Below are 21,890 nucleotides of genomic sequence, written 5' to 3'. Positions count from 1 at the left end.
ACATCAGCGCAGGAAGTCACTCACCAGCTTCGGTTTGCCGTAGAGAACCTTGTCCGGGTGGAGCTGTTCGTAGACTGCTGCATTCTCGATCACGCGCTGGACGTAGTTCTTGGTCTCATAGATCGGGATACGCTCGATCCATTCGATCCAAGGGACACTGCCTTTGCGCGGATCGCCGTTGGCCGCGAGCCATTTGTTCACATTGCCCGGACCGGCATTATAGGCCGCGATGGCGAGGGGGTACGCCCCGCCGTAGTAGTCCATCATTCGCGCGAAATAGCCGTTGCCGAGCTGGATATTATAGCTCGGCGATTCGATCAGGTCGGCCGACATGTAATTCATGCCGAGCTTGCCCGCCTGTTCGCGCGCTGTGCCCGGCATCAGTTGCATCAACCCGCGCGCACCGGCGTGGCTGATCGCATTCTGGGCGAACTGGCTTTCCTGGCGGGTGATCGCGTGGACCATGGTCCAGTTCGATCCCGGAGGGACGGGCATGGTTGGGAAGCCCTGGACCACGAACTCGTGATGACCATCGGCGCCCGCCGCATCGGACAGGATCACGGCGAGGTCGCGGCGGCCGATCTCGCGCGCCAGTTCCGCGACCAGGGCGTGTTCCTCGGGCGTTTCGGCCTGCTCGGCAATCGCCTTGTAGAACTGGATGCCCGTGCGCCATGGCGCGTCGCGCGCCACTTCGCGCACGGCAGCGGTCAGCGGCTGGCGGTTGAAGGCCGCGCGCTGGTCCGTCGTCGGGTTCACGAGGGCGGCATTGGCGAGCGGCGGGAAGGAACGCCCAAGCTCGCGCAGCGCCAGCTGGCCGTAGAAACGTTCAGGGTACTGCGCCGCCATTTCGAAATAGCGGCTGGCTTCGGCGGTATTGCCGGCGCGCTTGCTGGCATAGCCGGCCCAATAGAAGCCCTTGGATCGTGTCTGCGGTGTCTGGGCCGCGGCGCCATAACGGTAGAACAGCGGCGCGGCGCGGTTGCCGTCACCCAGGTTCCACAGCGCGCTCGTCCCGCCGAGCCACATCAGCGTGGTGTAATCGTCGCGCAGGCGGTAGGCCATCTTGCTGACGTCGGCACCGGGAACGAAGAGGTCGTCCACCCGCGATGCGATGCGGGCGGCCGGGTCTGAACCCGCTGACTTGGCGATGCGCAGCGCCTCGCCGATGAAATCCTCGGGGTCGAAGGCCGGCTTGGCAAAGGGCGCGCGGTTGGCGAGCGTGTTCACCGCGAGCGGCAGCTGGCCGCTGGTGCGGTAATAGCGGGCCAGATTGTAGACGTAGCCAGCATCGCCCTGGGCATTGGCGGGAACTTCAAGGCCGGCCTGCTGGGGGGTGCTGCCCTGCAGCAGGGCGAGCCGCGCCATGGCCGTCGCGCGCTCACTGGTGCCAAGATTTACCACGTGACGGGCTGCAGCTTCCTTGTCGCCTTGCCACAGCAACGCATCCATTCGCGCGGCGTGGTCATCGGCAGTGAGCCGCGCCCCGAACAGGCCCTGCATATAGGCTTCGGCCGGGCCGCTCATCTTGCCGCCGCGCCAGGCCTGCCGCGCTACCGCGAATGCTTCGGGGCGCTGGAGCGTGGCCAGGGCCAGCGCATAGCGCGCGCGGGCGGCGTTCGAGATCGGCGGATAGCGATCGAAGAACGAGACCAATGATTCGGGTGAGACCGCGTCACTGTCGAGAGCGTCCTCCGCCCGCGACTGCAGCAGCGCCTGTTTCGGGAAACCCGGATAGGTGATGATGAACCCGGCATATTCGGAGAACGGCAGCCCGTCGCGGGATGTGAGGTATTCCCAGCGCGATATTGCCTGCGCCATCGGGCCGGGTGATTGCGCCACCAGGTCGTTGCGGGCCTTGTCCCACGCTGCGCCGTCCTGGGCGAGCGCAGGGGATGCCCCGAGAATGGTTCCGCCAAGGGCGAACGCGAAAGAAAATGCTGTCCTCTTGCCCATGATGGACATATTGCCCCCCGGCTCCTTATCAGGTGATGAATGAGTGTTTTCGATCCGCGAATTCACGCGGAACTTCATGCAACCAACATGAGGCAATGTGCAAATGTTCTCAGGCTCGATTCCGGCTCTGGTGACTCCTTTTCGCGACGGATCGATTGACGAGGCCGCTTTTAGGCGCCTGATCGACTGGCAGATCGACAACGGCAGCTCTGCGCTGGTCGCTTGCGGGACCACGGGCGAAGCTTCGACCCTGTCCAATGCCGAGCATCATCGCGTGATCGAGATCTGCATCGAACAGGCGGCCGGACGGGTGCCGGTGATCGCCGGTTGCGGATCGAACGACACGCGCAACGCGCTCTTGCACATGACCTTTTCCAAGAAGGCGGGCGCGGCTGCGGGCCTGTGCGTCGCGCCTTATTACAACCGGCCCAGCCAGGCCGGGTTGATCGCGCATTTCAGCTTCCTTGCCGAAAACAGCGACCTGCCGATCGTGCTCTATAACGTCCCCGCGCGGACCGTGACCGACATCGAGGACGAAACCGTGGTGGCGCTGGTGCGCAAGTACCCCGACCGAATCGTCGCAATCAAGGATGCCAGCGGCGACCTTTCGCGCGTTGCCGACCACCGCATGGGCATCGGGCGCGATTTCTGCCAGCTGTCGGGCAATGACGAGCTGTGGTTGCCGCATGCCGCGGCCGGCGGGCGGGGCTGCATCTCGGTCACCGCCAATGTCGCCCCGGCGCTGTGTGCCGAGTTCCACGAAGCTATCGCCGCGAACGAGCTGCAGAAAGCGCGCCAGCTCAACGACCGGCTGTTCCCGCTGCATTACGCGATGTTCTCCGACGCCAGCCCGGCGCCGGTCAAATATGCGCTGAGCCGGGTGCATGACTGGATGACCGACGAGGTTCGCCTACCGATCGTGAAAGCCTCGGACAAGGCCCGCAAGGCTGTGGACGAGGCGCAGGCGAGCGCGGGCCTGCTCTAGATCACCTCATCCTCGTCGAGCAGCGGCTGGGCCGGGCCCTTGGGCTGGCTGGCGAGGATCGCTTCGGTGATCGTGCCGATCCGATCGCCGGCGTGTTCGAGGTTGGCAACTTCGGCGATGTGAAACAGCGCGTCGCCCTGGTTCACCACCGGCAGGGTTGCGTGGCCGATCACGATCCCGTCGATTGGGCTGACCATGTCCATCGCCTCTTCGCCAAATAACCCGCCAACCGTACCGAGCAGATCGCCCTTGTGGACCACGTCGCCCGACTTGCGGTGGCGATGCGTCACCCCGCCGCGTGGGGCACGCACCCAGCTCGACTTGTTGGCGCGCGCAGGAATGCCGACGCTGGTCAGGCCATCGTCTGCCTCGATCATCCCGATATGGGCTAGTACGCGGGTGACCCCGCTGACTCCGATGTCGATCGACAGGCGATCGAACCGCAGCGCTTCGCCAGCCTCCAGCAGCAGGATCGGCGTGTCGCGTTCGGCCGCCAGTTCGCGCATCGAACCGTCGCGCAAGGGGCTCTCGATGATGACCGGCGCCCCGAAGGCCATGGCCAGTTCGACCAGATAGGGGTCGCCAGAAGCGATGCGGACTTGCGGCAGGTTGTAGCGATGAACTGCTGCCGAGTGGATATCGATGCCGAGCGAGCATCGTTCGATCACGTTCTCGAGGAAACAATTGGCAAGCTGCGCGGCAAGCGAACCGCGCTTGCTGCCCGGGAAGCTGCGATTGAGGTCGCGCCGGTCGGGCAGGTAGCGCGTATGGGCCAGGAAACCGAAGATGTTCACCGCCGGGGCGAGGATGACGGTGCCCGCCAGGCGAAGCGGGTCGATCGTTTGCGCCAGCTGCTGGATGATCGCCGTACCGACGATCTCGTCGCCATGTACTGCGGCGGAAACGAAGATGGCCGGTCCGGGCTCCTTGCCGTGCAGGACGCGCAACGAAAGCTTCGCCGAAAAGCCCCCGACCTGCTGGCTGACCGGGATCGCAAGGTCGGCCGTGGTGCCGGGTGCGATCACTATGTCCTGAATCGCAAACGCTTCCGCGTTCGATCGGCCTTCGTCCATGGCCTCGGTCCCTCGGCTTCCCGGCCTATCTGCGCGCCGTAGGGAGAATGGCAAGCGAATTTGCGTGGGCGGCTTTCAATCCCATTCGCCAACGCCTACATGCGCCCACCTTATGGCCCGTCCGAAACCCGCCACTTTCGACAAGCAGAAGACCGTCGCCGAGAATCGGCGCGCGCGGTACGATTATTTCATCGAAGACAAGTTCGAGGCCGGCCTTGCCTTGCAAGGCACCGAGGTAAAGGCACTGCGTGCGGGCGAGGCGAGCATTGCCGAAAGCTACGCCGAAGTGCGCAATGGCGAAGTCTGGCTGATCAACGCCAACATACCGGAGTATACGCACGGAAACCGGCTCAACCACGAACCGCGCCGGCCGCGCAAACTGTTGCTCCATGCGCGCGAGATCGAGAAGCTGTTCGGCGCCGTCGAGCGCAAGGGCATGACGCTGATCCCGCTGTCGATCTATTTCAACGCGACCGGTCGAGCCAAGGTTGAGCTCGGCCTGGCCAAGGGCAAGCAGGCGCAGGACAAGCGCCAGACGATCAAGGATCGCGACTGGCAGCGCGACAAGGCGCGTCTGATGCGCGAACGCGGCTGACATTCAACGCGGATCCGGTCGACAGCTATGGTGAATTCGTCGCACAGGCCTATCGCGCGCCCCTTGCACTCGCCAAGGAGGCGGCGCATTTCAAGGTTGTGGCAATGAGCAAGCGCAGATCCAAGACCTTTCTTGCGGACTGGTTCCGCGTGCGCATGCCGACGCGCGAAGAAATGGCTGAAAATCGCTATTTGCGACCGATCGCGCACCGATTCCTCACTCCGGAACTGTGGCGCTTCACGCGCCGTTCCGTACCTCGCGGGGTGGCACTCGGCGTGTTCGCTGGCTTCATCATTCCGGTGGGGCAGATTTTCCTGGCCGCCTTCATGGCCTTGCCGGCGCGTGCAAACGTGCCCTTGGCGGCGTTGGTGACCTTTATCACGAACCCCTTCACCCTGCCATTCTGGGCCTATGTGGCGAACCGCGTCGGCGCGTTCATTCTCAAGGTCGATATGGGAATGACTGGGGGCGCGGCGCAAAATGAGATCGCCAGCGGTCGCTGGGCCTGGTTCGTCGGCATGTTCGAAGGCGTTGGCATCACGCTGTTGGTGACCGTCTTCGGGTTTATCGTACTTGCCATCATCGGGGCGGCCCTGGGCTACTTGCTTTCGGGCGTCATCTGGCGCTTTCTCGTCGCGGCGAAGCGGCGCAGGCGCCTCAAGGCGATGGAGCGGCGCCTGGATGCGCGCCTCGCCGGGGAGATGGAATGAACGCGCATGAGGATAATCCGGTCGGGCGGTTGCCGCCGTTGCCGCTGGTCCTCGGGATTGCCATCGCCTGCCTCGCATCGATCGGGATCGTCTGGCTAGTCGGGCAGGAAACCGTTGTTGCGTTGGCCTATGGCGGGGCGCTGATCGCGGTCTTGCTGATGCTGCTGCTGATGGCTCGCTTGCGTGCAGCACCAGAGGAAGCCGAACTGGCCCAGCCCGACTGGACGGTCACCGCTGCGGCGATCGAGAATCGACGTCGCGCGATTGCCGTTACCGATCGCGCCAATCGGCTGGCCTGCGCCAATACAAGTTACGAAGATTGGTTCCACGGTGCGCGTCCGCCGCTCGAACTGCCGTTCGACACTGCGTCGCGCGAACTGATGGCCACCTCGGCGCGCGAGGCCTGGCGCGACGGTGCCGCCGAGGTTGCGATGCTGTCCACAGAGGAGGGTGATCGGAACTTCAGTCTGACGGTCGATCGGGCGGGGCGGGGCGAAGACTACCTCGTCTGGCGTTTTTCCGAGATCGTCCATCAGCGCAGCTATGACGGTCTGGCAGAGCGCATCGCCGGCTCGCTGGGTGAGGTCATGTCGCGCGCCGGGATCGAGTTGGCGCTGGTTGCGCCCGACGGGATTGTGCAGGCCGGTAGTCCGGGCCTTTCGGAACGGGCCACCGGGAGCAAGGAGAACTCGCTCACCGGGATGGAGTTCGTCCAGCTGCTGCGGACCGACGATCGCGATCGCATCTTCTTCGCCCGGGAGGGGCAGCATGGCTCTCCGCAAACACTGGTCCATGTGCCGCTGGACCAGCCGGGTGTTCCGCGCACCAGGGATGCCGACGAAGCGCCATCGCTGATGATGCTGATCGACAGCACGGTGGGTATCGGCGGGGGGCGCGACAGCGGCGGAAAGGCGGCAATTCCACAGCTCGAGGCCCTGCTTTCGGCACTACCGCTGGGGCTGGCGCTAACCGATCGCGACGGCCGTTTTCTCTTCGCCAACAAGGCGTTCCTGCGTGCGGTGGAGCGCGAAGGGGCAGGGCTGCCGCAGTTTCCGTCCGACCTTGTCGTGCGCGAAGACAAGGCGGCGATGGCGGATACCGTGCGGCGCTTTGCCAAGGGCGCAACCTCCAGCGGCGATATGGCGGTCCGCCTGGCCGGCGACAAGGAGGAACCTGTCTCGATCGGGCTCGCCGGGATTCGCGGCCTGGGCGATGCGGCCGTCCTGCTCTCGATCTCGGACTCGACCGAGGAGAAGCGCCTGCGCCGCCAGGTTGCGCAAGCCACCAAGATGCAGGCGGTCGGCCAGCTTGCGGGCGGTGTCGCGCACGACTTCAACAACGTGCTGACCGCGATCATCGGCTATTGCGATCTCATGCTGCTGCGCCACACGCCGGGCGACAGCGATTACGACGACATCCAGCAAATCAGGGCGAACTCGAACCGCGCGGCATCGCTGACACGGCAACTGCTGGCCTTCAGCCGCCAGCAGACCCTGCGCCCGGTTGTGCTGCAGCTGCCCGACGTGGTCAGCGAAGTCAGCCAGCTGCTTAAGCGACTGATGGGCGACAAGATCGAGTTCTCGGTCCGTCACGACCGCGAGCTGGGGCCAGTCCGGGCGGATCCGCAGCAGCTCGAACAGGTGATCATCAATCTGGCCGTGAATGCGCGCGATGCGATGCAGGCCCACGCGGCGAAGACTGGGAAGCAGGACTGGAAGGGCCGCCTGATGCTCGCGACGCGCCGCGTCTCGGCGCGCGACGTGCGCAAGATGGGCATCGATATCATGCCTGCCGACGACTACACGGTACTCATCATCCAGGATACCGGCGGCGGCATCCCCGAAGAGAACCTCAACAAGATCTTCGAGCCCTTCTTTACCACCAAGGAGCAGGGCAAGGGGACCGGGCTGGGGCTGTCGACGGTCTATGGTATCGTCAAGCAATCGAACGGCTTCATCTTCGCCGACAACGTCCGCGGTCCGGACGGCGCGCCGGCGGGGGCCCGCTTCACCGTCTACCTGCCCGTGCACAAGGGCGAGATGCCGATCGCGGTGCGACCCGAAGAACCGGAAGAGCAGAAGGCAAGCGACTGGTCGGCTGGCGGCAAGTTGCTGCTGGTCGAAGACGAGGATACGGTGCGTGCGGTGGCCGAACGGGCACTCGTCCGAGCAGGTTATTCGGTGACCACGGCGTGCGATGGCGAGGAAGGGCTTGCCGCAATCGCCAATGGCAAGACCGAGTTCGACCTGATTGTCTCGGACGTCGTGATGCCGGCAATGGATGGCCCTGCCATGGTCAGGGCTATCCGCAAGGTGAAGCCCAAGCTGCCTATCCTGTTCATGTCGGGCTATGCCGAAGAACAGCTTCGCAATGAAATCGATATCGAGAACATGCACTTCATCCCGAAGCCGTTCAGCGTACAACAGATCAACGCGAAGGTTGCCGAAGTGCTTGCTGAACAGCGCGGCTGACGGCGTCTCTCGTTCGCATATCAATAGTGACTGGAACAAAACGGGAAAAAAATTTCGTTCCGCTCTTGTTCTCGTGGAACAAAGCCGATACACACATCTACAGTTGAAGAGTCAAAGGGGGCTCTTTGCAAGTGCAGGAGGTGGTGCCATGGCGGCCAGTCTGAAGCTCGTAGAAGGAAAACAAGTGGACGCAGACCGTCAGAAGGCGCTCGACGCCGCACTCGCGCAGATCGACCGTGCATTCGGCAAGGGTTCGGCGATGAAGCTGGGCCAGAAGCAAACGATGCAGGTCGAAACGATTTCGACCGGCTCGCTCGGGCTCGATATTGCGCTGGGCGTGGGTGGCCTTCCCAAGGGTCGCGTGATCGAGGTCTATGGCCCCGAAAGTTCGGGCAAGACCACCCTGGCGTTGCATGTGATTGCCGAAGCCCAGAAGAACGGTGGTACGGCGGCATTCGTCGATGCCGAGCATGCGCTCGATCCTGTCTATGCCAAGAAGCTCGGTGTCGACATCGATGAACTGATCGTTTCGCAGCCCGATACGGGCGAGCAGGCGCTGGAAATCACCGACACACTGGTCCGTTCGAACGCGATCGACGTGCTGGTGGTCGACTCGGTTGCCGCACTGGTGCCGCGCGCCGAGATCGAAGGCGAGATGGGCGACAGCCACGTCGGCCTGCAGGCGCGCCTGATGTCGCAGTCGCTGCGCAAGCTGACCGGCTCGATTAATCGCAGCAAGTGCATGGTGATCTTCATCAACCAGCTGCGCATGAAGATTGGTGTGATGTACGGTAATCCGGAAACCACCACCGGCGGCAACGCGCTCAAGTTTTACGCCTCGGTGCGCCTCGACATTCGCCGCACCGGGCAGATCAAGGACCGCGACGACATCATCGGCAACACTACCCGCGTGAAAGTGGTCAAGAACAAGGTCGCCCCGCCATTCAAGCAGGTCGAATTCGACATCATGTATGGTGAAGGCATTTCGAAGATCGGCGAAATCCTCGACCTTGGCGTGAAGGCCGGCGTGGTCGAGAAGTCGGGAAGCTGGTTCAGCTATGACAGTGTCCGGATTGGCCAGGGACGCGAGAACGCCAAGACCTTCCTCAAGGAAAATCCCGAGATGTGCGCCAAGTTGGAAGCCGCAATCCGCGGCCGCACCGACGAGGTGGCCGAGGAGATGATGGCCGGTCCGGACGCGGACGAGGACTGATTCCCCTCAAGCGGGAGCGCGCCGACCACCCCCCGGACGGCGACATGGCCGGAACTGTCCCCCGGCGCTCCCGAACGAACGGAAAGCCGGTGCGCTCCGAATGGAACGCACCGGCTTTTCCGTTTGTGCTGGCGCTGGCCGCGGCCGGGCCTCTCGCCTAAGTCTCTTTCCCGAATCGTCCGGCCATTCGTTCCGGACGCAGGAGAGAATCTATGACGATCACCGTGCACCACCTCAACAACAGCCGATCGCAGCGCATCCTATGGCTGCTTGAGGAGCTCGGTGCCGATTATGAGATCGTCCACTACCAGCGGGATGCTGAGACCAACCTTGCACCAGCCGACTTGAAAGGCCCCCACCCGCTGGGCAAGTCACCCCTGATCGAGGATGCAGGCCTGCGTGTCGCCGAGAGCGGGGCGATCATCCAATATCTCTGCGAACGTCATGGTGGAGGCGACTGGCTTCCCGCCGCCGACAGCGAAGATCATGTGCGCCATCTTGAATGGATGCAGTTCGGCGAGAGCAGCTTTTTCGTGCCGGTCATGCTCAAGCTCATGACCGCACGCCTCGGTGAAGCAGCAGCACCCATTACGCCGCGGATCGACGAACAGTTCGCCGCGCATGTCGCATTCATGGAGGGTGGCCTGAACGACGGTGGCCACTTCGTTGGCGACAGCTGGACCGCCGCCGATGTGCTGATGAGCTTCCCGGCTGAGATTGCGGTGATGCAGGGCTTCGCCGAGCGTTGCCCCAAGACCGTGGGCTTCGTCGAAGCGATCCACGCGCGCCCCGCCTGGCAGAGGGCTCGCGAACGAGGTGGACCGTACTTTGTCTGGTAAACCGGGCTTGCATTTAAGGGGACAGGTCGACACAAGGCCGCGCCTTGACCCGCCAGGGCAAGAAGGCGAACAATACGGAAAGTTTGATGAAGATTGCAGTTTTCGGCCTGGGCTATGTCGGCCTATCCAACGCCATCATGCTTTCGCAGCACAACACAGTGGTTGGTTGTGATGTTTCGTCGGCGCGGGTTGCGTTGCTGGCGGACAGGGTCTCGCCCATCAAGGACGATCTGATCGAGGAGTACCTGCGCCGCGACGATCTGGACCTGACGTTCACCACCGACTTCGCCACCGCGATCGAAGGCGCCGAGTTTGCGATAGTCGCTGTCCCGACCAATTACGATGTCGAGAGCAATTTCTTCGACACGTCCGCCGTCGATAGCGTGATCGGACAGGTCCTCGCCAGCAACGACCTGACGACGGTCGTGATCAAGTCGACGGTACCGGTGGGTTATGTTACGCAGGCCCGTCAGCGCTTTGCGAGCGATCGCATCCTGTTCAGCCCCGAATTCCTGCGTGAGGGCAAGGCGCTCTACGATAATTTGCACCCGTCGCGCATCATAGTCGGCGAGCGCTCGGAACGCGCCCAGCGCTTTGCGGACCTGCTGCTCGAGCCGACACTTGACGGGGATGTGCCGGTTCTCCTGACAGACGCGGACGAGGCCGAGGCGATCAAGCTCTTCGCCAATACCTACCTCGCCATGCGCGTAGCCTTCTTCAACGAGCTCGACAGTTACGCGCTCTCACGCGGGCTCGATACGCGCCAGATCATCGAGGGAGTCGGACTCGATCCGCGCATCGGCTCGCATTACAACAATCCCTCGTTCGGATATGGCGGCTACTGCCTGCCGAAAGACACCAAGCAGTTGCTCGCCAATTACTCCGAGGTGCCGCAGAACCTCATCCGCGCGATCGTCGATGCCAACCGAACCCGCAAGGACTACCTCGCCGACCGGATCATCGCGATGCAGCCACGCAAGGTCGGGATTTTCCGCCTGGTGATGAAGGCAGGTTCGGACAACTTCCGCCAATCATCGATTCAGGGGATTATGAAACGGGTCAAGGCGAAGGGCATCGAGGTCATCGTTTACGAACCGGTGATGGAAGATGGTGAGTTCTTCGGTAGTCGCGTGGTGCGCGACCTTGCCGACTTCAAAGCGAAAGCCGATGTGATCGTCGCCAACCGGCTCGATGCCGATCTTGAGGACGTGGCGGACAAGGTTTTCACCCGCGATCTGTTCGGCGCCGACTAATGGGGGAAACGCGGACAGCACTCGTTACCGGCTCGGCAGGCTTCATCGGTTATTTTACTTGCCGACGCCTGCTGGCTGACGGCTTCACGGTCATCGGTGTCGACTCACTCTCCGATTACTACGATCCGCAGCTGAAGCTGCGCCGGCAGGCCGGACTTTTGCAGAGCCCCGGTTTCCGCGCGGTCAACGAACCGATTGAGTCACCTGGACTGCTCGCCGAACTCTTCGCGAGCTCCAAGCCGGATGTAGTAATCCATCTCGCGGCCCAGGCGGGTGTGCGCTATTCGATCGACAATCCCCGCAGCTATCTCGAGAGCAATCTTGTCGGGACCTTCGAATTGCTCGAGGCCGCGCGAGCGCATCCTCCGCAGCATATGTTACTTGCTTCGACCTCCTCGGCCTATGGCGCGAATACCGAGATGCCCTATCGCGAGACGATGAGGGCGGACCACCAGATGTCCTTCTACGCCGCGACCAAGAAGGCGACAGAGGCGATGGCGCATTCCTACGCGCATCTGTTCGACCTTCCGGTGACGATGTTCCGCTTCTTCACCGTCTATGGCCCCTGGGGGCGGCCAGACATGGCACTGTTCAAGTTCACGCGTGCGATGCTGAACGGCGAGCCGATTGACGTGTACAACCACGGCGAGATGATGCGCGACTTCACCTATATCGATGATCTGGTCGAAGCGATCCGTCGCCTGGTCGATACGCCGCCAGTGCGACCCGATAGTGCCGAAGCGATTGCGGAAGGCGACAGTCTTTCGCCGGTCGCACCGTGGCGCGTGGTGAACATTGGCAATTCGCAGCCTGTGCAACTGGGCGACATGATCGCGGCGGTCGAGGATGCGCTGGGGGTGACGGCGCAACGCAACCTCATGCCGATGCAGCCGGGCGACGTACCCGCGACCTGGGCCGACGCCGAACTGCTGCGTTCGCTGACCGGCTATGTTCCGCAAACCGATATTCGCCAGGGCGTGCAGCGCTTTGTCGAGTGGTATCGCGATTATTACGAGGTTTAGACCATGACCGATGCATCGGACTGGATCAGTAGGGTCGGCAAGAGTTGGGCCTATGAATGGGAACGGACCGACCGCAGTTTCGCACCCCTGACCCAGAGGTTGTTCGACGTTGCCGATAGCAGCAGTTTCGCGCGAGCGCTCGACATCGGTTGCGGCGCGGGGGAACTGACCCTGCAGCTCGGACAGGCCCGTGCTAAGACACGAGTGACGGGCGTGGACATCAGCGAGGATCTTGTGGCGGTTGCGCGCGAGCGCTGCAGTGGCCTTGCCAACGTCCGGATCGAACAGGCGGATGCCGCCCGATGGAACCCGCCGAAGGGTGAGGCGCCCGACTTGCTGGTTTCGCGCCACGGGGTGATGTTCTTCGATGATCCCGTCGGTGCATTCAGCCATATTGCTTCACAGGCGGCGCCCGCGGCGCGATTGGTGTTCTCCTGCTTCCGCACTGTCGGAGAGAACGGTTGGGTCCGTGAACTCGCCACGGCACTGCCGCCCGGTGCGGCCCCCGCGGGCGATCCGAATGCACCGGGTCCCTTTGCGTTTGGAAACCGGGAACGGGTAGAGGGCATCCTTAATGCCGCCGGGTGGCGCGACATCGGTTTCGAGGCATTCAATTATCCGATGGTCGGCGGGGCTGGAGATCAGGCGGTCGAGGACGGCCTGTCCTACTTCCTGCGGATCGGTCCCGCCGCGCGGGCTGTAGCCATGCTCGAAGGTGCCGAGAGGGAGCAAACCATCGATCGGTTGCGCGGCGTGATCGAACGCCATCACGCGGACGGCATCGTCGCCTTGCCCTCTGCAGCCTGGATCGTGACTGCCCGGGCACCCGCCTGATCGCTTCCTGCGAACTGTTTGACCGACCTTTCGTGCTTGTCGCCCGCGCGGCGATTGCCTAACTGCGCCTCCATGACCTCGACCAACGACATTCGCCGCAGTTTCCTCGACTATTTCGCGTCCAATGGGCACGCCGAGATTGCGAGCGCGCCGCTGGTGCCATTCAGCGATCCCACACTGATGTTCGTCAACGCGGGCATGGTTCCGTTCAAGAACGCCTTCACCGGGCTCGAAACCCCGCCGGCGCCGCGGGCGACCAGCTCGCAGAAATGCGTTCGCGCCGGAGGCAAGCACAACGATCTCGACAATGTCGGCTACACCGCGCGGCATCACACATTCTTCGAAATGCTGGGGAATTTCTCCTTCGGCGACTATTTCAAGGAACAGGCGATCCACCATGCCTGGACGCTGCTGACGAAGGAATGGGGCCTCAATCCCGCGCGCCTGACGGTCACCGTCTATCATACCGATGATGAGGCTTTCGATCTGTGGAAGAAGCTCACCGGCTTCGCTGACGAGAAGATCATCCGCATTCCGACCAAGGACAATTTCTGGGCCATGGGTTCGGATGGTCCGTGCGGTCCGTGCTCAGAGATCTTCTACGATCACGGCGACCATATTTGGGGCGGCCCTCCGGGATCGCCCGAGGAAGAAGGCGACCGCTTCGTCGAAATCTGGAATCTCGTCTTCATGCAATACGAGCAGGCCGCCGACGAGATCGTCGCCGACCTGCCCAAGCCAAGCATTGATACCGGCATGGGGATCGAACGCATCGCCGCGGTGATGCAGGGCGTTCACGACAACTATGACACCGATACGTTCAAGGCGCTGATCGGTGCGAGCGTGAGCCTGACCGGGGTCAAGGCGGAGGGCGACCAGCGGGCAAGCCACCGCGTGATCGCCGATCACCTGCGTTCAACCAGCTTCCTGCTGGCCGACGGCGTGCTGCCAAGCAATGAGGGTCGGGGCTACGTGCTGCGCCGCATCATGCGCCGGGCAATGCGCCATGCCCATCTGCTGGGCGCGTCGGAACCGCTGATGCACCGACTGGTCCCCGCGCTGGTGACCGAGATGGGTCAAGCCTATCCGGAGCTGGTCCGTGGGCAGGCGCTGATCCAGGAAGTGCTTGAGCGTGAGGAAGCGCAGTTCCGGCGGACCCTCGACAAGGGCCTCAAGCTGCTCGACGAAGCGACCGGCGACATGGGCGAAGGCGGCACGCTTCCGGGTGAAACCGCGTTCAAGCTCTATGACACCTACGGTTTTCCCTACGACCTAACCGAAGATGCCTTGCGCAGCCGCGGGATCGGGGTCGACAAGGACGGCTTCGATGCCGCCATGGCACAGCAGAAGGCTGCCGCACGTGCCGCCTGGAAGGGTTCGGGCGAGGCCGCAAGCGAGGAAATCTGGTTCGACATCGCCGAACGCGAAGGGTCGACCGAATTCACCGGCTATACGTCGACCACCGGCGAGGCAGCAGTGGTGGCCATCGTCAAGGACGGTGTCGAAGTCCAATCCGCAGGTGAAGGCGATGCAGTCGTCATCCTGACCAACCAAACACCTTTTTATGGCGAAAGCGGTGGCCAGACGGGTGATGCGGGTCGCATCTGGACGCCCGAGGGCCTCGAGTTCACGGTTACGACCACAAACAAGCCGCTGGGCCGCCTGCATGCGCATGTCGGAACGGTGGCGAAGGGATCGGTGAAGGTTGGCGACGCCGTTCACCTGGTGATCGATGCCGATCGGCGCGACCGCATTCGCGCCAACCACTCCGCCACGCATCTGGTCCACGCGGCGCTGCGCAACCGGCTTGGCGGTCATGTGACGCAAAAGGGCTCGCTGGTTGCCGACGATCGCTTCCGTTTCGACTTCTCGCACCCGAAGCCGCTGACCGAGGAAGACATTGCGGCGGTCGAAGCCGAGGTGAATGCCGAGATCCGCGCCAATGAAGCGGTCGGCACGCGGCTGATGACACCCGACGATGCCGTTGCCGCGGGCGCGCTGGCGCTGTTCGGCGAGAAGTACGGTGACGAAGTCCGCGTGCTCTCCATGGGGCGCAAGGGCGGTGAGGGCCGCTGCTACTCGGTCGAGCTGTGCGGTGGGACCCACGTACGCGCGACGGGCGATATCGGGCTTTTCAAGATCGTTTCCGAAAGCGCGGTCAGTTCGGGCGTGCGCCGCATCGAGGCGCTCACCGGCGAAGGCGCGCGCCAGTGGCTGGTCGCGCGCGACGAAGCGGTGCGCGCCATCGCAAATGCGCTCAAGACCTCACCCGACGAAGCCCCGGCGCGGGTCGCCTCGCTGGTCGAGGAACGCAAGCGGCTCGAAAAAGAGCTGGCTGACGCCAAACGCGCGTTGGCGCTGGGCGGTGGAGCCGGCGATGCGGGGCCAGCTGACGAGGACATCGGCGGCGTGGCATTCTCGGGCCAGGTGATCGAGGGGCTCGATCCCAAGGAACTGCGTCCGCTGCTCGACGATGCCAAGAAGCGCATGGGTTCCGGCGTTGCCGCAGTATGCGCAGTCAACGACGGCAAGGGCGCCTTCGCGGTCGCTGTTACGGATGATCTGACTGGACGCTTCAGCGCCGTGGACTTCGTCCGACTGGGTGTGGAAGCACTCGGCGGGAAGGGCGGCGGTGGCCGTCCGGACATGGCGCAGGGTGGCGGGCCGGACGGATCGAAGGCGGCCGACGCGATCGCCGCGGTTCGTGAAGCGCTGGCGAAGGTTTCGGCCTGACCTTACCCGCTTCGCCTAACCTGCTTCGGTTGTGCTGGTGCGCAGCTTCGGCTTGTAGCTGAGCGCACCTTCCTGCTCGATCTGGGCACGGAATTCGTCGCGCTTCTCGTGGATCGAGGCGATCACCGGGCCCATCGCCACGCCAATGTCGACCAGCACGGCTTCCGATAGCTGGAGGGAGCTTTCGAGCGTTTCCGGAACAGCGTGGCTGGCGCCGACCCGATACAGCTCCGCCGCATGCTTCACGTCGCGCGCGCGGCAGACGATAAGCAGGTTTGGGTGTTCCTTGCGCAGTTTGGCGACCAGGCGCTGGACCAGCACGGGCTCATCCATGGTCAGCACGACAGCTGCAGCCCGATCGATCCCGAGGCGCGACATGGCGTCGCCGCGCGCGGCATCGCCGAATGTCGCGCGAAAGCCGTTGCGCTTCGCCTGTTCGATCAGGTCGGGATCCGAATCTAGCGCGACATAAGGTTTGCCATGGGCGTCGAGAAGCTCGGCGACGAGCAGCCCTACGCGCCCCGCACCCACGATAATCACCCGCGCCTTGTCCTCCTGCGTGTCAGGCATTTCGGGGACCGGCTCAACCCGCCGGGCGATCACCCGACCGAGCCGCGCAAGCAGCGGCGTCACGGTAAGGCCAATAGCGGTCACGATCTGCCAGAATTGCGCCGTGCCTGGCTGGATCAGCAATGCCGAGCTCGCTGCGGCGAGCACGATCAGGGTCGTTTCCGAAGGGCTGGCCATCAGGATGCCGGTTTCGGCAGCCGTGCTGCGCCGTGCCCCCATCACTCGCAGCAGCACGCCCGTGACCATGGCCTTGAACAGCAGCACGACCACCACGGCCGTCACAATGCTGCCGAGATAGGCCCAGATGGTGGCGATATCGATGCTCATGCCGACCGTGATCAGGAAGATGCCCAGAGCCAGTCCCTTGAACGGCTCCATGATCGTTTCGATTTCGCCGTGATATTCCGTCTCGGCGATCAACAGCCCCGCGATCAAGGCCCCGACGATGGGCGATAGGCCGACTGCTGCGGTGGCGAGGCTCGATCCGATAACCACAAGCAACGACGCCGCGAGAAACAGCTCCGGGCTCTTGGTCCGCGCCGCCTGTCCGAAAAGTCGGGGCAGGGCGATCCTGCCCAGGACCATCATCGCCGCGATGACCAGCGCACCCTGCCACAGGGTGGTAAGCATGCCCTCCCAGCCTTCGGCCTCGGCATTGGGGGCCATGGCACCGAGGATGAAGATGATCGGGACGATCATGATGTCTTCGAACAGCAGCATCGACAGCGCCGCCCGGCCGACCGGCGAGCTGGTGCCGGAGATTGGCAGAACGATTGCGGTCGAGGAAAAGGCGAGGGCGAACCCGAGCGCGAGCGCCCCGGTCCAGTACTGGCCCATCATCGCCAGCACTATGGCCGCACAACTGCCGATGACGAGCAACTCGAGCGCGCCGAGGCCGAAGACCAGCCGGCGCATCTGCCACAGGCGGTTGAAGCTGAGTTCCAGCCCGATCGAGAACAGCAGCAGGATGATCCCGAATTCTGCGAAGATATCGAGCGCGTCTGGGTCGGATATGGTGATGTACTCGAGCCAGGGATGCTCGAACACGAGCCGACCGAGTCCGTAGGGGCCGACTGCTATCCCGATCAGGATGAAGCCGATAACCGGCGTGATGCGGAAGCGAGTAAAGACCGGGATGACCAACCCGGCCGCGCCGAGGATCACCAGCGCATCGGACAGGGCGGGAGAAGCAAAATCGGCAGAGGCCATGGAAGTGGTCTAGTCAGCGCCAGTTAGCCTGTCACCCACTAGGCGGACGTAATGCCCGCAGCTTCGCATCCTTCGGTCAACTCGCCGTCCCGGCAAAACCATCGACCGGACATGAAAAATCCGGAACCAACGCTAGGTCGATCCCGGATTCCTCAATCTTTCTCGGTGGATACCGAATCGGCGCAGCCGTTGCTCAGGCCCAGTTGGCCATTTCCTTCTCGAGGTTCTCGACGATCGCCTCGAAGAACTGCTCGGTGGTCATCCAGCTCTGCTCAGGGCCAATCAGCAATGCCAGGTCCTTCGTCATCTTGCCGCTCTCGACGGTCTTGATGCAGACCTTCTCAAGCGTTTCGGCAAAGCGGACGACGTCGGGCGTATTGTCGAACTTGCCGCGATACATCAGGCCGCGGGTCCAGGCGAAGATCGATGCGATCGGGTTGGTCGACGTCGCCTTGCCCTGCTGGTGCTGGCGATAGTGGCGCGTAACGGTGCCGTGCGCGGCCTCCGCCTCGACCGTCTTGCCGTCCGGAGTCATCAGCACCGAAGTCATCAGGCCGAGCGAGCCGAAGCCCTGTGCGACGGTGTCCGACTGCACGTCACCGTCATAGTTCTTGCAGGCCCAGACAAACTTGCCTGACCACTTGAGCGCGCTGGCAACCATGTCGTCGATCAGGCGGTGCTCATAGGTGATGCCGGCGGCCTTGAACTTCTCGGCGAAGCCTTCGGTGTCGAACACTTCCTGGAACAGGTCCTTGAAGCGCCCGTCATAGGCCTTCAGGATGGTGTTCTTGGTGCTGAGGTAAACCGGCCAGCCGAGGTTGAGCCCGTAGTTGAAGCTGGCGCGCGCGAAATCGCGGATCGAATCGTCGAGATTGTACATCGCCATGGCGACACCCGCGCTGGGGAAATCGAACACGTCGAGTTCGATCTTGGTGCCGTCCTCTCCATCGAACACCAGGCGCAGCTTGCCGGGTCCGGGGATCAGCGTGTCGGTGGCGCGGTACTGGTCGCCAAAAGCGTGACGGCCGACGACGATCGGGTCGGTCCAGCCCGGAACCAGGCGCGGCACGTTGTCGATCACGATCGGTTCGCGGAACACCACGCCGCCCAGGATGTTGCGGATCGTGCCGTTGGGCGACTTCCACATCTTCTTGAGCTTGAACTCTTCAACGCGCGCTTCGTCAGGCGTGATCGTAGCGCACTTCACGCCAACGCCGTACTGCTTGATGGCATTGGCGGCATCGACGGTGATCTGATCGTCCGTCTCGTCGCGCTTCTCGACCGAGAGGTCGTAGTACTTCAGATCGACATCGAGATAGGGCAGGATCAGCTGCTCGCGGATCCACTGCCAGATGATGCGGGTCATTTCGTCGCCGTCGAGTTCGACGATCGGGTTGGCAACCTTGATCTTGGCCATCGTTTTCCTGTCAGTTCGAATGAGGTTGCGGGCGCTTTAGCAGAGGGAAGCGAGAGGGCAAGGGAGGGGCTAGTACAGACGCGGGCCGACTCGGTGAGACCTTCGCGGACACTGTTGGGTGTCGATCATCGGAAAGTTGCTCGATCAGCATCGAATCCGACAATATCCACAATCAGTCGGGAGTCTGCCTTCCGGGCATTGGCGCGGCTGGTTAGAGCTGCCACTCGACCTCGTTGCAAAGCTCTTTGGAAGCCAATGGTGTACCGCAAAATTATGGGCCGCTGGTACTTGTTCTATCCGATTCGGGTTGGTTCCGAGCGGAAATGAACAAGCTGTCGCAAATTCCTTCTGGGTCCCAAAGCAGGCCAATCCTGCTTGTGATGGATGGAGGCCCCAGCGTCGAAATCCCTGGAGCGCGGGTCTTCGATACAAGCGACTGCGGCCCGCGAAATGTGTTCAACAGTCCCGCCAGCCTGGACCATTTGGGCAAATTGATGCGTGGCATGGACAGGGTGGTCGTCAGCTGCTTGGCCGAAAGGCGAAGTTTGTGGGTGCCACTTCTTCGCAATGCTGGCGTCCGGGGGGAAATCGTTTGCGATCCGCACGGTGACTCCGGCGACTACTTTGTCGGACGATCTGAGGATCAGGCTTTCCAGGCGGTCGTAAACGGCCCACTCGCTGCGCATGCGCTGATTGCCAAGCGTGCGATAGACTTGGCGATTTCAATACCGCTGCTGCTTCTCCTGAGCCCATTGCTGTTCGTTGTCGCGTTAGCGATAAAGCTGGAAGACGGCGGGCCAGTGCTTTTTGTCCAGCGACGAGTGGGGCAGCACAACCGCATGTTTGAGATGTTCAAGTTTCGGTCGATGGATCCTTTTCGATGTGACCCGGATGGCGAGCTTTCAACCTCACGAGACGATGATCGCGTCACAAAAGTTGGGAGGTTCATAAGGAGGACTTCGATCGACGAATTGCCCCAGCTGATAAACGTCATTCGCTCCGAAATGAGCCTCGTTGGACCGCGCCCTCATGCACTCGGTTCTCAGGCGGCTGACAAGTTGTTTTGGGAAGTCGATGGCGCCTACTGGCAACGTCATTCGCTAAAGCCGGGTCTGACCGGTTTGGCGCAAGTACGTGGACATCGCGGTGCAGTCGAGACTGAAGCCGATCTCATCGCGCGGCTAGAAGCGGATCTTGAGTATATTCGCAGCTGGTCGGTGATGAAGGACCTGAGAATCCTATTATCAACGGTACGAGTCTTGCTTCGCGCCGACGCGTACTAGGGTAATTCTATCGATCTAGGAAACGATGGTGGGCGTACCAAGGTTCGAACTTGGGACCCCTGCGATGTCAACACAGTGCTCTACCACTGAGCTATACGCCCACACTATCGATTACAGCCCGTTAGGCAGACGGGCCCTCTAGCGGCCCGAATCCCATGGTGCAAGAGGCATTTTCCGCCTCACCGGCACTTACTGGCGGACTGGAACCCGATCTTCGAGAACACGCTCAACTTCGAGCGCCAAGTCACGGAGATGGAACGGCTTGGACAGCACCTTGGCGTGCGGCTGCTCGCGGTTCGCCTTGAGCGTCACGGCAGCAAAACCCGTTATAAACATGACCTTCGTGGTCGGTTGCAGCTCGTTGCATCGCTGCGCGAGCTCGATCCCGTCCATTTCGGGCATGACGATATCCGAAAGCAGGAGGTCGTAGCGTGTCTGTTCGAGCAGCGGGATTGCAGCAGTACCGCGATCGACGGAATCAACGTCATAGCCGGCATTCTCGAGCGCCCTGGCAATATAGGTGCGCATGGCCTCGTCGTCCTCGGCGAGAAGAATCCGCGGTGCATTGGAGTGGCTCATGCGCATCTCCTTAGCATGGCTCGCTTAACAAGTCCTTGGCTAAGGCAAGATCGTCGCGCAATGGCACATACGCCTTTGACTCCGTGAGCCTAGCGGGCCACGATCCCCGGATGGTTGAACGCGATACGGAAGGTCATGGAAGCGGCGTGCTGATAGCGCGCGAGCATGGCTTCCAGCCTTTCAAGGCGTCGGGACTTGAAGACAGTGCCAGCCCTATCGTGATTGCGGCACCGCACGGCGGACGCGACTACGGACCTGACGTCCTTGCGGCAATGCGTGATCCCGACGGTACACGGCTTCGTCTTGAGGATCGCTATGTCGATCTCCTCGCTGAGGCGGTCGCCGAGCAATGCGGCGCCGCCGTCATAGTGGCGCGCGTTCCTCGGGCTGTTATCGACCTGAATCGTGCCCCGGATGATGTCGATTGGGGTATGATTTCGGGATCGCGGCCAAAGTCGGCCCGCCATTCACTGTCCAATCGCAGGGCACGAAGCGGGCTTGGAATCATCCCTCGCCGCCTGCCGGGAAGCGGGGAGATATGGCGCGGTCCGGTTGCGGTTGAGGATCTGGAAAGGCGGATCGCGACAGTCCACCGCCCCTATCACGCCCATGTCGCCGCTACGCTCGAAGCGATGCGGGATCGTTGGGGGGCGGCACTGCTTGTCGACCTTCATTCGATGCCGCCGCTGCGCAAAAGGATTGCGGACGAGGTTCCCGCGGAGTTCGTAATAGGCGACCGATTTGGCGCATCCTGCGGCCATCATCTCATTGCGAACGCCCTGCGTCACCTGGGCGAGCGAGGACGAGGCGTCGCGCACAACCGTCCATATTCTGGCGGTTACGTGCTCGACCGCCACGGTTTCCCCGCTCGAGGCATTCATGCGATGCAGGTCGAAGTGTGCCGTTCGACCTACCTGTGCGCGAATCTCGAGGAGCCGAGTGCGCGTTTTCAGTCCGTCGTAAAGCTTCTCGCCGGCCTCATGCGGGCCCTGGCCGACGAGGTCGCCTTCTTCGGGCGCGAGCGAATGCTGCCGAACGCGGCCGAGTGAGCCGCCAGGGAAAAAACCACCTCGTGTGAAACACACGAGGTGGCCAAGGTTCAGGGAGGTAGATGCGCTCGCGCGCATCCATCGAGCGGGCCATGAGGGGAG

General features: G+C 62.7%; 17 protein-coding genes and 1 tRNA gene. 12 read left to right on the top strand and 6 right to left on the bottom strand.

Annotation, left to right across the window (positions count from 1 at the left end):
• Positions 1–3: 3 nt before the first annotated feature.
• Positions 4–1,953, bottom strand: a complete 1,950-nt coding sequence (locus HQR01_RS11115; protein WP_456071362.1) for a lytic transglycosylase domain-containing protein — start codon at positions 1,951–1,953, stop codon at positions 4–6.
• A 103-nt stretch (positions 1,954–2,056) separates the two neighbouring features.
• Between HQR01_RS11115 and dapA the strand changes: the two genes are divergently transcribed.
• Positions 2,057–2,938, top strand: coding sequence for a 4-hydroxy-tetrahydrodipicolinate synthase (dapA, locus tag HQR01_RS11110; RefSeq protein WP_173216359.1), 882 nt, complete (start codon positions 2,057–2,059; stop codon positions 2,936–2,938).
• Here the strand turns inward: dapA and HQR01_RS11105 are convergent.
• Complete coding sequence (locus HQR01_RS11105) at positions 2,935–4,011, bottom strand: succinylglutamate desuccinylase/aspartoacylase family protein (protein ID WP_173214926.1); 1,077 nt, start codon at positions 4,009–4,011, stop codon at positions 2,935–2,937. The two genes, dapA and HQR01_RS11105, sit on opposite strands and share 4 nt — an antisense overlap.
• A 112-nt stretch (positions 4,012–4,123) precedes the next feature.
• Between HQR01_RS11105 and smpB the strand changes: the two genes are divergently transcribed.
• The 9 genes from smpB to alaS all read left to right on the top strand — a co-directional run bounded on the left by smpB (position 4,124) and on the right by alaS (position 15,681).
• On the top strand, positions 4,124–4,606 hold the full coding sequence (smpB, locus tag HQR01_RS11100) for an SsrA-binding protein SmpB (RefSeq protein WP_173214925.1): 483 nt from the start codon (positions 4,124–4,126) through the stop codon (positions 4,604–4,606).
• A 104-nt stretch (positions 4,607–4,710) separates the two neighbouring features.
• The gene (locus HQR01_RS11095; protein WP_234030144.1) at positions 4,711–5,316 is read left to right on the top strand and encodes a DUF2062 domain-containing protein; all 606 of its coding nucleotides are present in this window, start codon (positions 4,711–4,713) and stop codon (positions 5,314–5,316) included.
• The gene (locus HQR01_RS11090) at positions 5,313–7,787 is read left to right on the top strand and encodes a hybrid sensor histidine kinase/response regulator (protein ID WP_173214924.1); all 2,475 of its coding nucleotides are present in this window, start codon (positions 5,313–5,315) and stop codon (positions 7,785–7,787) included. The genes HQR01_RS11095 and HQR01_RS11090 overlap by 4 nt, the downstream gene beginning before the upstream one ends.
• A 148-nt stretch (positions 7,788–7,935) precedes the next feature.
• Positions 7,936–9,000 (top strand): recombinase RecA, encoded by a 1,065-nt coding sequence (gene recA / locus HQR01_RS11085; RefSeq protein ID WP_173214923.1) that lies wholly within the window; start codon positions 7,936–7,938, stop codon positions 8,998–9,000.
• Positions 9,001–9,212: 212 nt separating this feature from the next.
• On the top strand, positions 9,213–9,839 hold the full coding sequence (locus tag HQR01_RS11080) for a glutathione S-transferase family protein (protein ID WP_173214922.1): 627 nt from the start codon (positions 9,213–9,215) through the stop codon (positions 9,837–9,839).
• 86 nt (positions 9,840–9,925) lie between these two features.
• Positions 9,926–11,092, top strand: coding sequence for a nucleotide sugar dehydrogenase (locus HQR01_RS11075; RefSeq protein ID WP_173214921.1), 1,167 nt, complete (start codon positions 9,926–9,928; stop codon positions 11,090–11,092).
• The gene (locus tag HQR01_RS11070; RefSeq protein ID WP_173214920.1) at positions 11,092–12,114 is read left to right on the top strand and encodes an NAD-dependent epimerase/dehydratase family protein; all 1,023 of its coding nucleotides are present in this window, start codon (positions 11,092–11,094) and stop codon (positions 12,112–12,114) included. Before HQR01_RS11075 ends, HQR01_RS11070 begins: the two co-directional genes overlap by 1 nt.
• 3 nt (positions 12,115–12,117) lie before the next feature.
• Entirely contained in the window at positions 12,118–12,948 is an 831-nt protein-coding gene (locus HQR01_RS11065; RefSeq protein WP_173214919.1) for a class I SAM-dependent methyltransferase, read from the top strand.
• A gap of 72 nt (positions 12,949–13,020) precedes the next feature.
• Positions 13,021–15,681, top strand: coding sequence for an alanine--tRNA ligase (gene alaS / locus HQR01_RS11060; RefSeq protein WP_173214918.1), 2,661 nt, complete (start codon positions 13,021–13,023; stop codon positions 15,679–15,681).
• A gap of 15 nt (positions 15,682–15,696) precedes the next feature.
• Here alaS and HQR01_RS11055 read toward each other — a convergent pair whose 3' ends face one another.
• A complete protein-coding gene (locus tag HQR01_RS11055) occupies positions 15,697–17,460 on the bottom strand; it encodes a cation:proton antiporter domain-containing protein (protein ID WP_173214917.1) in 1,764 nt (587 codons plus the stop codon).
• 193 nt (positions 17,461–17,653) lie between these two features.
• Positions 17,654–18,877 (bottom strand): NADP-dependent isocitrate dehydrogenase, encoded by a 1,224-nt coding sequence (locus HQR01_RS11050; RefSeq protein ID WP_173214916.1) that lies wholly within the window; start codon positions 18,875–18,877, stop codon positions 17,654–17,656.
• A 323-nt stretch (positions 18,878–19,200) separates the two neighbouring features.
• Between HQR01_RS11050 and HQR01_RS15265 the strand changes: the two genes are divergently transcribed.
• A complete protein-coding gene (locus HQR01_RS15265) occupies positions 19,201–20,160 on the top strand; it encodes a sugar transferase (protein WP_234030143.1) in 960 nt (319 codons plus the stop codon).
• Positions 20,161–20,186: 26 nt separating this feature from the next.
• On the opposite strand, the gene HQR01_RS11040 is transcribed toward HQR01_RS15265, so the two are convergent.
• Together HQR01_RS11040 and cpdR are read right to left on the bottom strand one after the other, a co-directional pair.
• Positions 20,187–20,261 (bottom strand) — tRNA-Val (locus HQR01_RS11040).
• Positions 20,262–20,349: 88 nt separating this feature from the next.
• Positions 20,350–20,739 carry a cell cycle two-component system response regulator CpdR gene (gene cpdR, locus HQR01_RS11035; protein WP_173214915.1) on the bottom strand — a complete coding sequence of 130 codons (390 nt, stop codon included), beginning with the start codon at positions 20,737–20,739 and terminating at the stop codon, positions 20,350–20,352.
• A 110-nt stretch (positions 20,740–20,849) separates the two neighbouring features.
• Between cpdR and HQR01_RS11030 the strand changes: the two genes are divergently transcribed.
• A complete protein-coding gene (locus tag HQR01_RS11030; protein ID WP_173214914.1) occupies positions 20,850–21,788 on the top strand; it encodes an N-formylglutamate amidohydrolase in 939 nt (312 codons plus the stop codon).
• Positions 21,789–21,890: the final 102 nt, after the last annotated feature.

It is taken from the genome of Erythrobacter mangrovi (assembly GCF_013260645.1).
In the GTDB taxonomy this organism is placed as follows: Bacteria; Pseudomonadota; Alphaproteobacteria; order Sphingomonadales; family Sphingomonadaceae; genus Qipengyuania; species Qipengyuania mangrovi.
This window is presented reverse-complemented; position numbering and strand designations above follow the sequence as displayed.

What these genes read in the sequence shown, in the direction of transcription:
- HQR01_RS11095 (WP_234030144.1), top strand. Translation starts at nt 4,711, where the DNA reads ATGAGCAAGCGCAGATCCAAGACCTTTCTTGCGGACTGGTTCCGCGTG.
- recA (WP_173214923.1), top strand. Translation starts at nt 7,936, where the DNA reads ATGGCGGCCAGTCTGAAGCTCGTAGAAGGAAAACAAGTGGACGCAGAC.
- HQR01_RS11070 (WP_173214920.1), top strand. Translation starts at nt 11,092, where the DNA reads ATGGGGGAAACGCGGACAGCACTCGTTACCGGCTCGGCAGGCTTCATC.
- HQR01_RS11030 (WP_173214914.1), top strand. Translation starts at nt 20,850, where the DNA reads ATGGTTGAACGCGATACGGAAGGTCATGGAAGCGGCGTGCTGATAGCG.
- HQR01_RS11065 (WP_173214919.1), top strand. Translation starts at nt 12,118, where the DNA reads ATGACCGATGCATCGGACTGGATCAGTAGGGTCGGCAAGAGTTGGGCC.
- HQR01_RS15265 (WP_234030143.1), top strand. Translation starts at nt 19,201, where the DNA reads ATGAACAAGCTGTCGCAAATTCCTTCTGGGTCCCAAAGCAGGCCAATC.
- HQR01_RS11090 (WP_173214924.1), top strand. Translation starts at nt 5,313, where the DNA reads ATGAACGCGCATGAGGATAATCCGGTCGGGCGGTTGCCGCCGTTGCCG.
- HQR01_RS11055 (WP_173214917.1), bottom strand. Translation starts at nt 17,460, where the DNA reads ATGGCCTCTGCCGATTTTGCTTCTCCCGCCCTGTCCGATGCGCTGGTG.
- cpdR (WP_173214915.1), bottom strand. Translation starts at nt 20,739, where the DNA reads ATGAGCCACTCCAATGCACCGCGGATTCTTCTCGCCGAGGACGACGAG.
- HQR01_RS11105 (WP_173214926.1), bottom strand. Translation starts at nt 4,011, where the DNA reads ATGGACGAAGGCCGATCGAACGCGGAAGCGTTTGCGATTCAGGACATA.
- smpB (WP_173214925.1), top strand. Translation starts at nt 4,124, where the DNA reads ATGGCCCGTCCGAAACCCGCCACTTTCGACAAGCAGAAGACCGTCGCC.
- HQR01_RS11075 (WP_173214921.1), top strand. Translation starts at nt 9,926, where the DNA reads ATGAAGATTGCAGTTTTCGGCCTGGGCTATGTCGGCCTATCCAACGCC.
- HQR01_RS11115 (WP_456071362.1), bottom strand. Translation starts at nt 1,953, where the DNA reads ATGGGCAAGAGGACAGCATTTTCTTTCGCGTTCGCCCTTGGCGGAACC.
- dapA (WP_173216359.1), top strand. Translation starts at nt 2,057, where the DNA reads ATGTTCTCAGGCTCGATTCCGGCTCTGGTGACTCCTTTTCGCGACGGA.
- HQR01_RS11080 (WP_173214922.1), top strand. Translation starts at nt 9,213, where the DNA reads ATGACGATCACCGTGCACCACCTCAACAACAGCCGATCGCAGCGCATC.
- alaS (WP_173214918.1), top strand. Translation starts at nt 13,021, where the DNA reads ATGACCTCGACCAACGACATTCGCCGCAGTTTCCTCGACTATTTCGCG.
- HQR01_RS11050 (WP_173214916.1), bottom strand. Translation starts at nt 18,877, where the DNA reads ATGGCCAAGATCAAGGTTGCCAACCCGATCGTCGAACTCGACGGCGAC.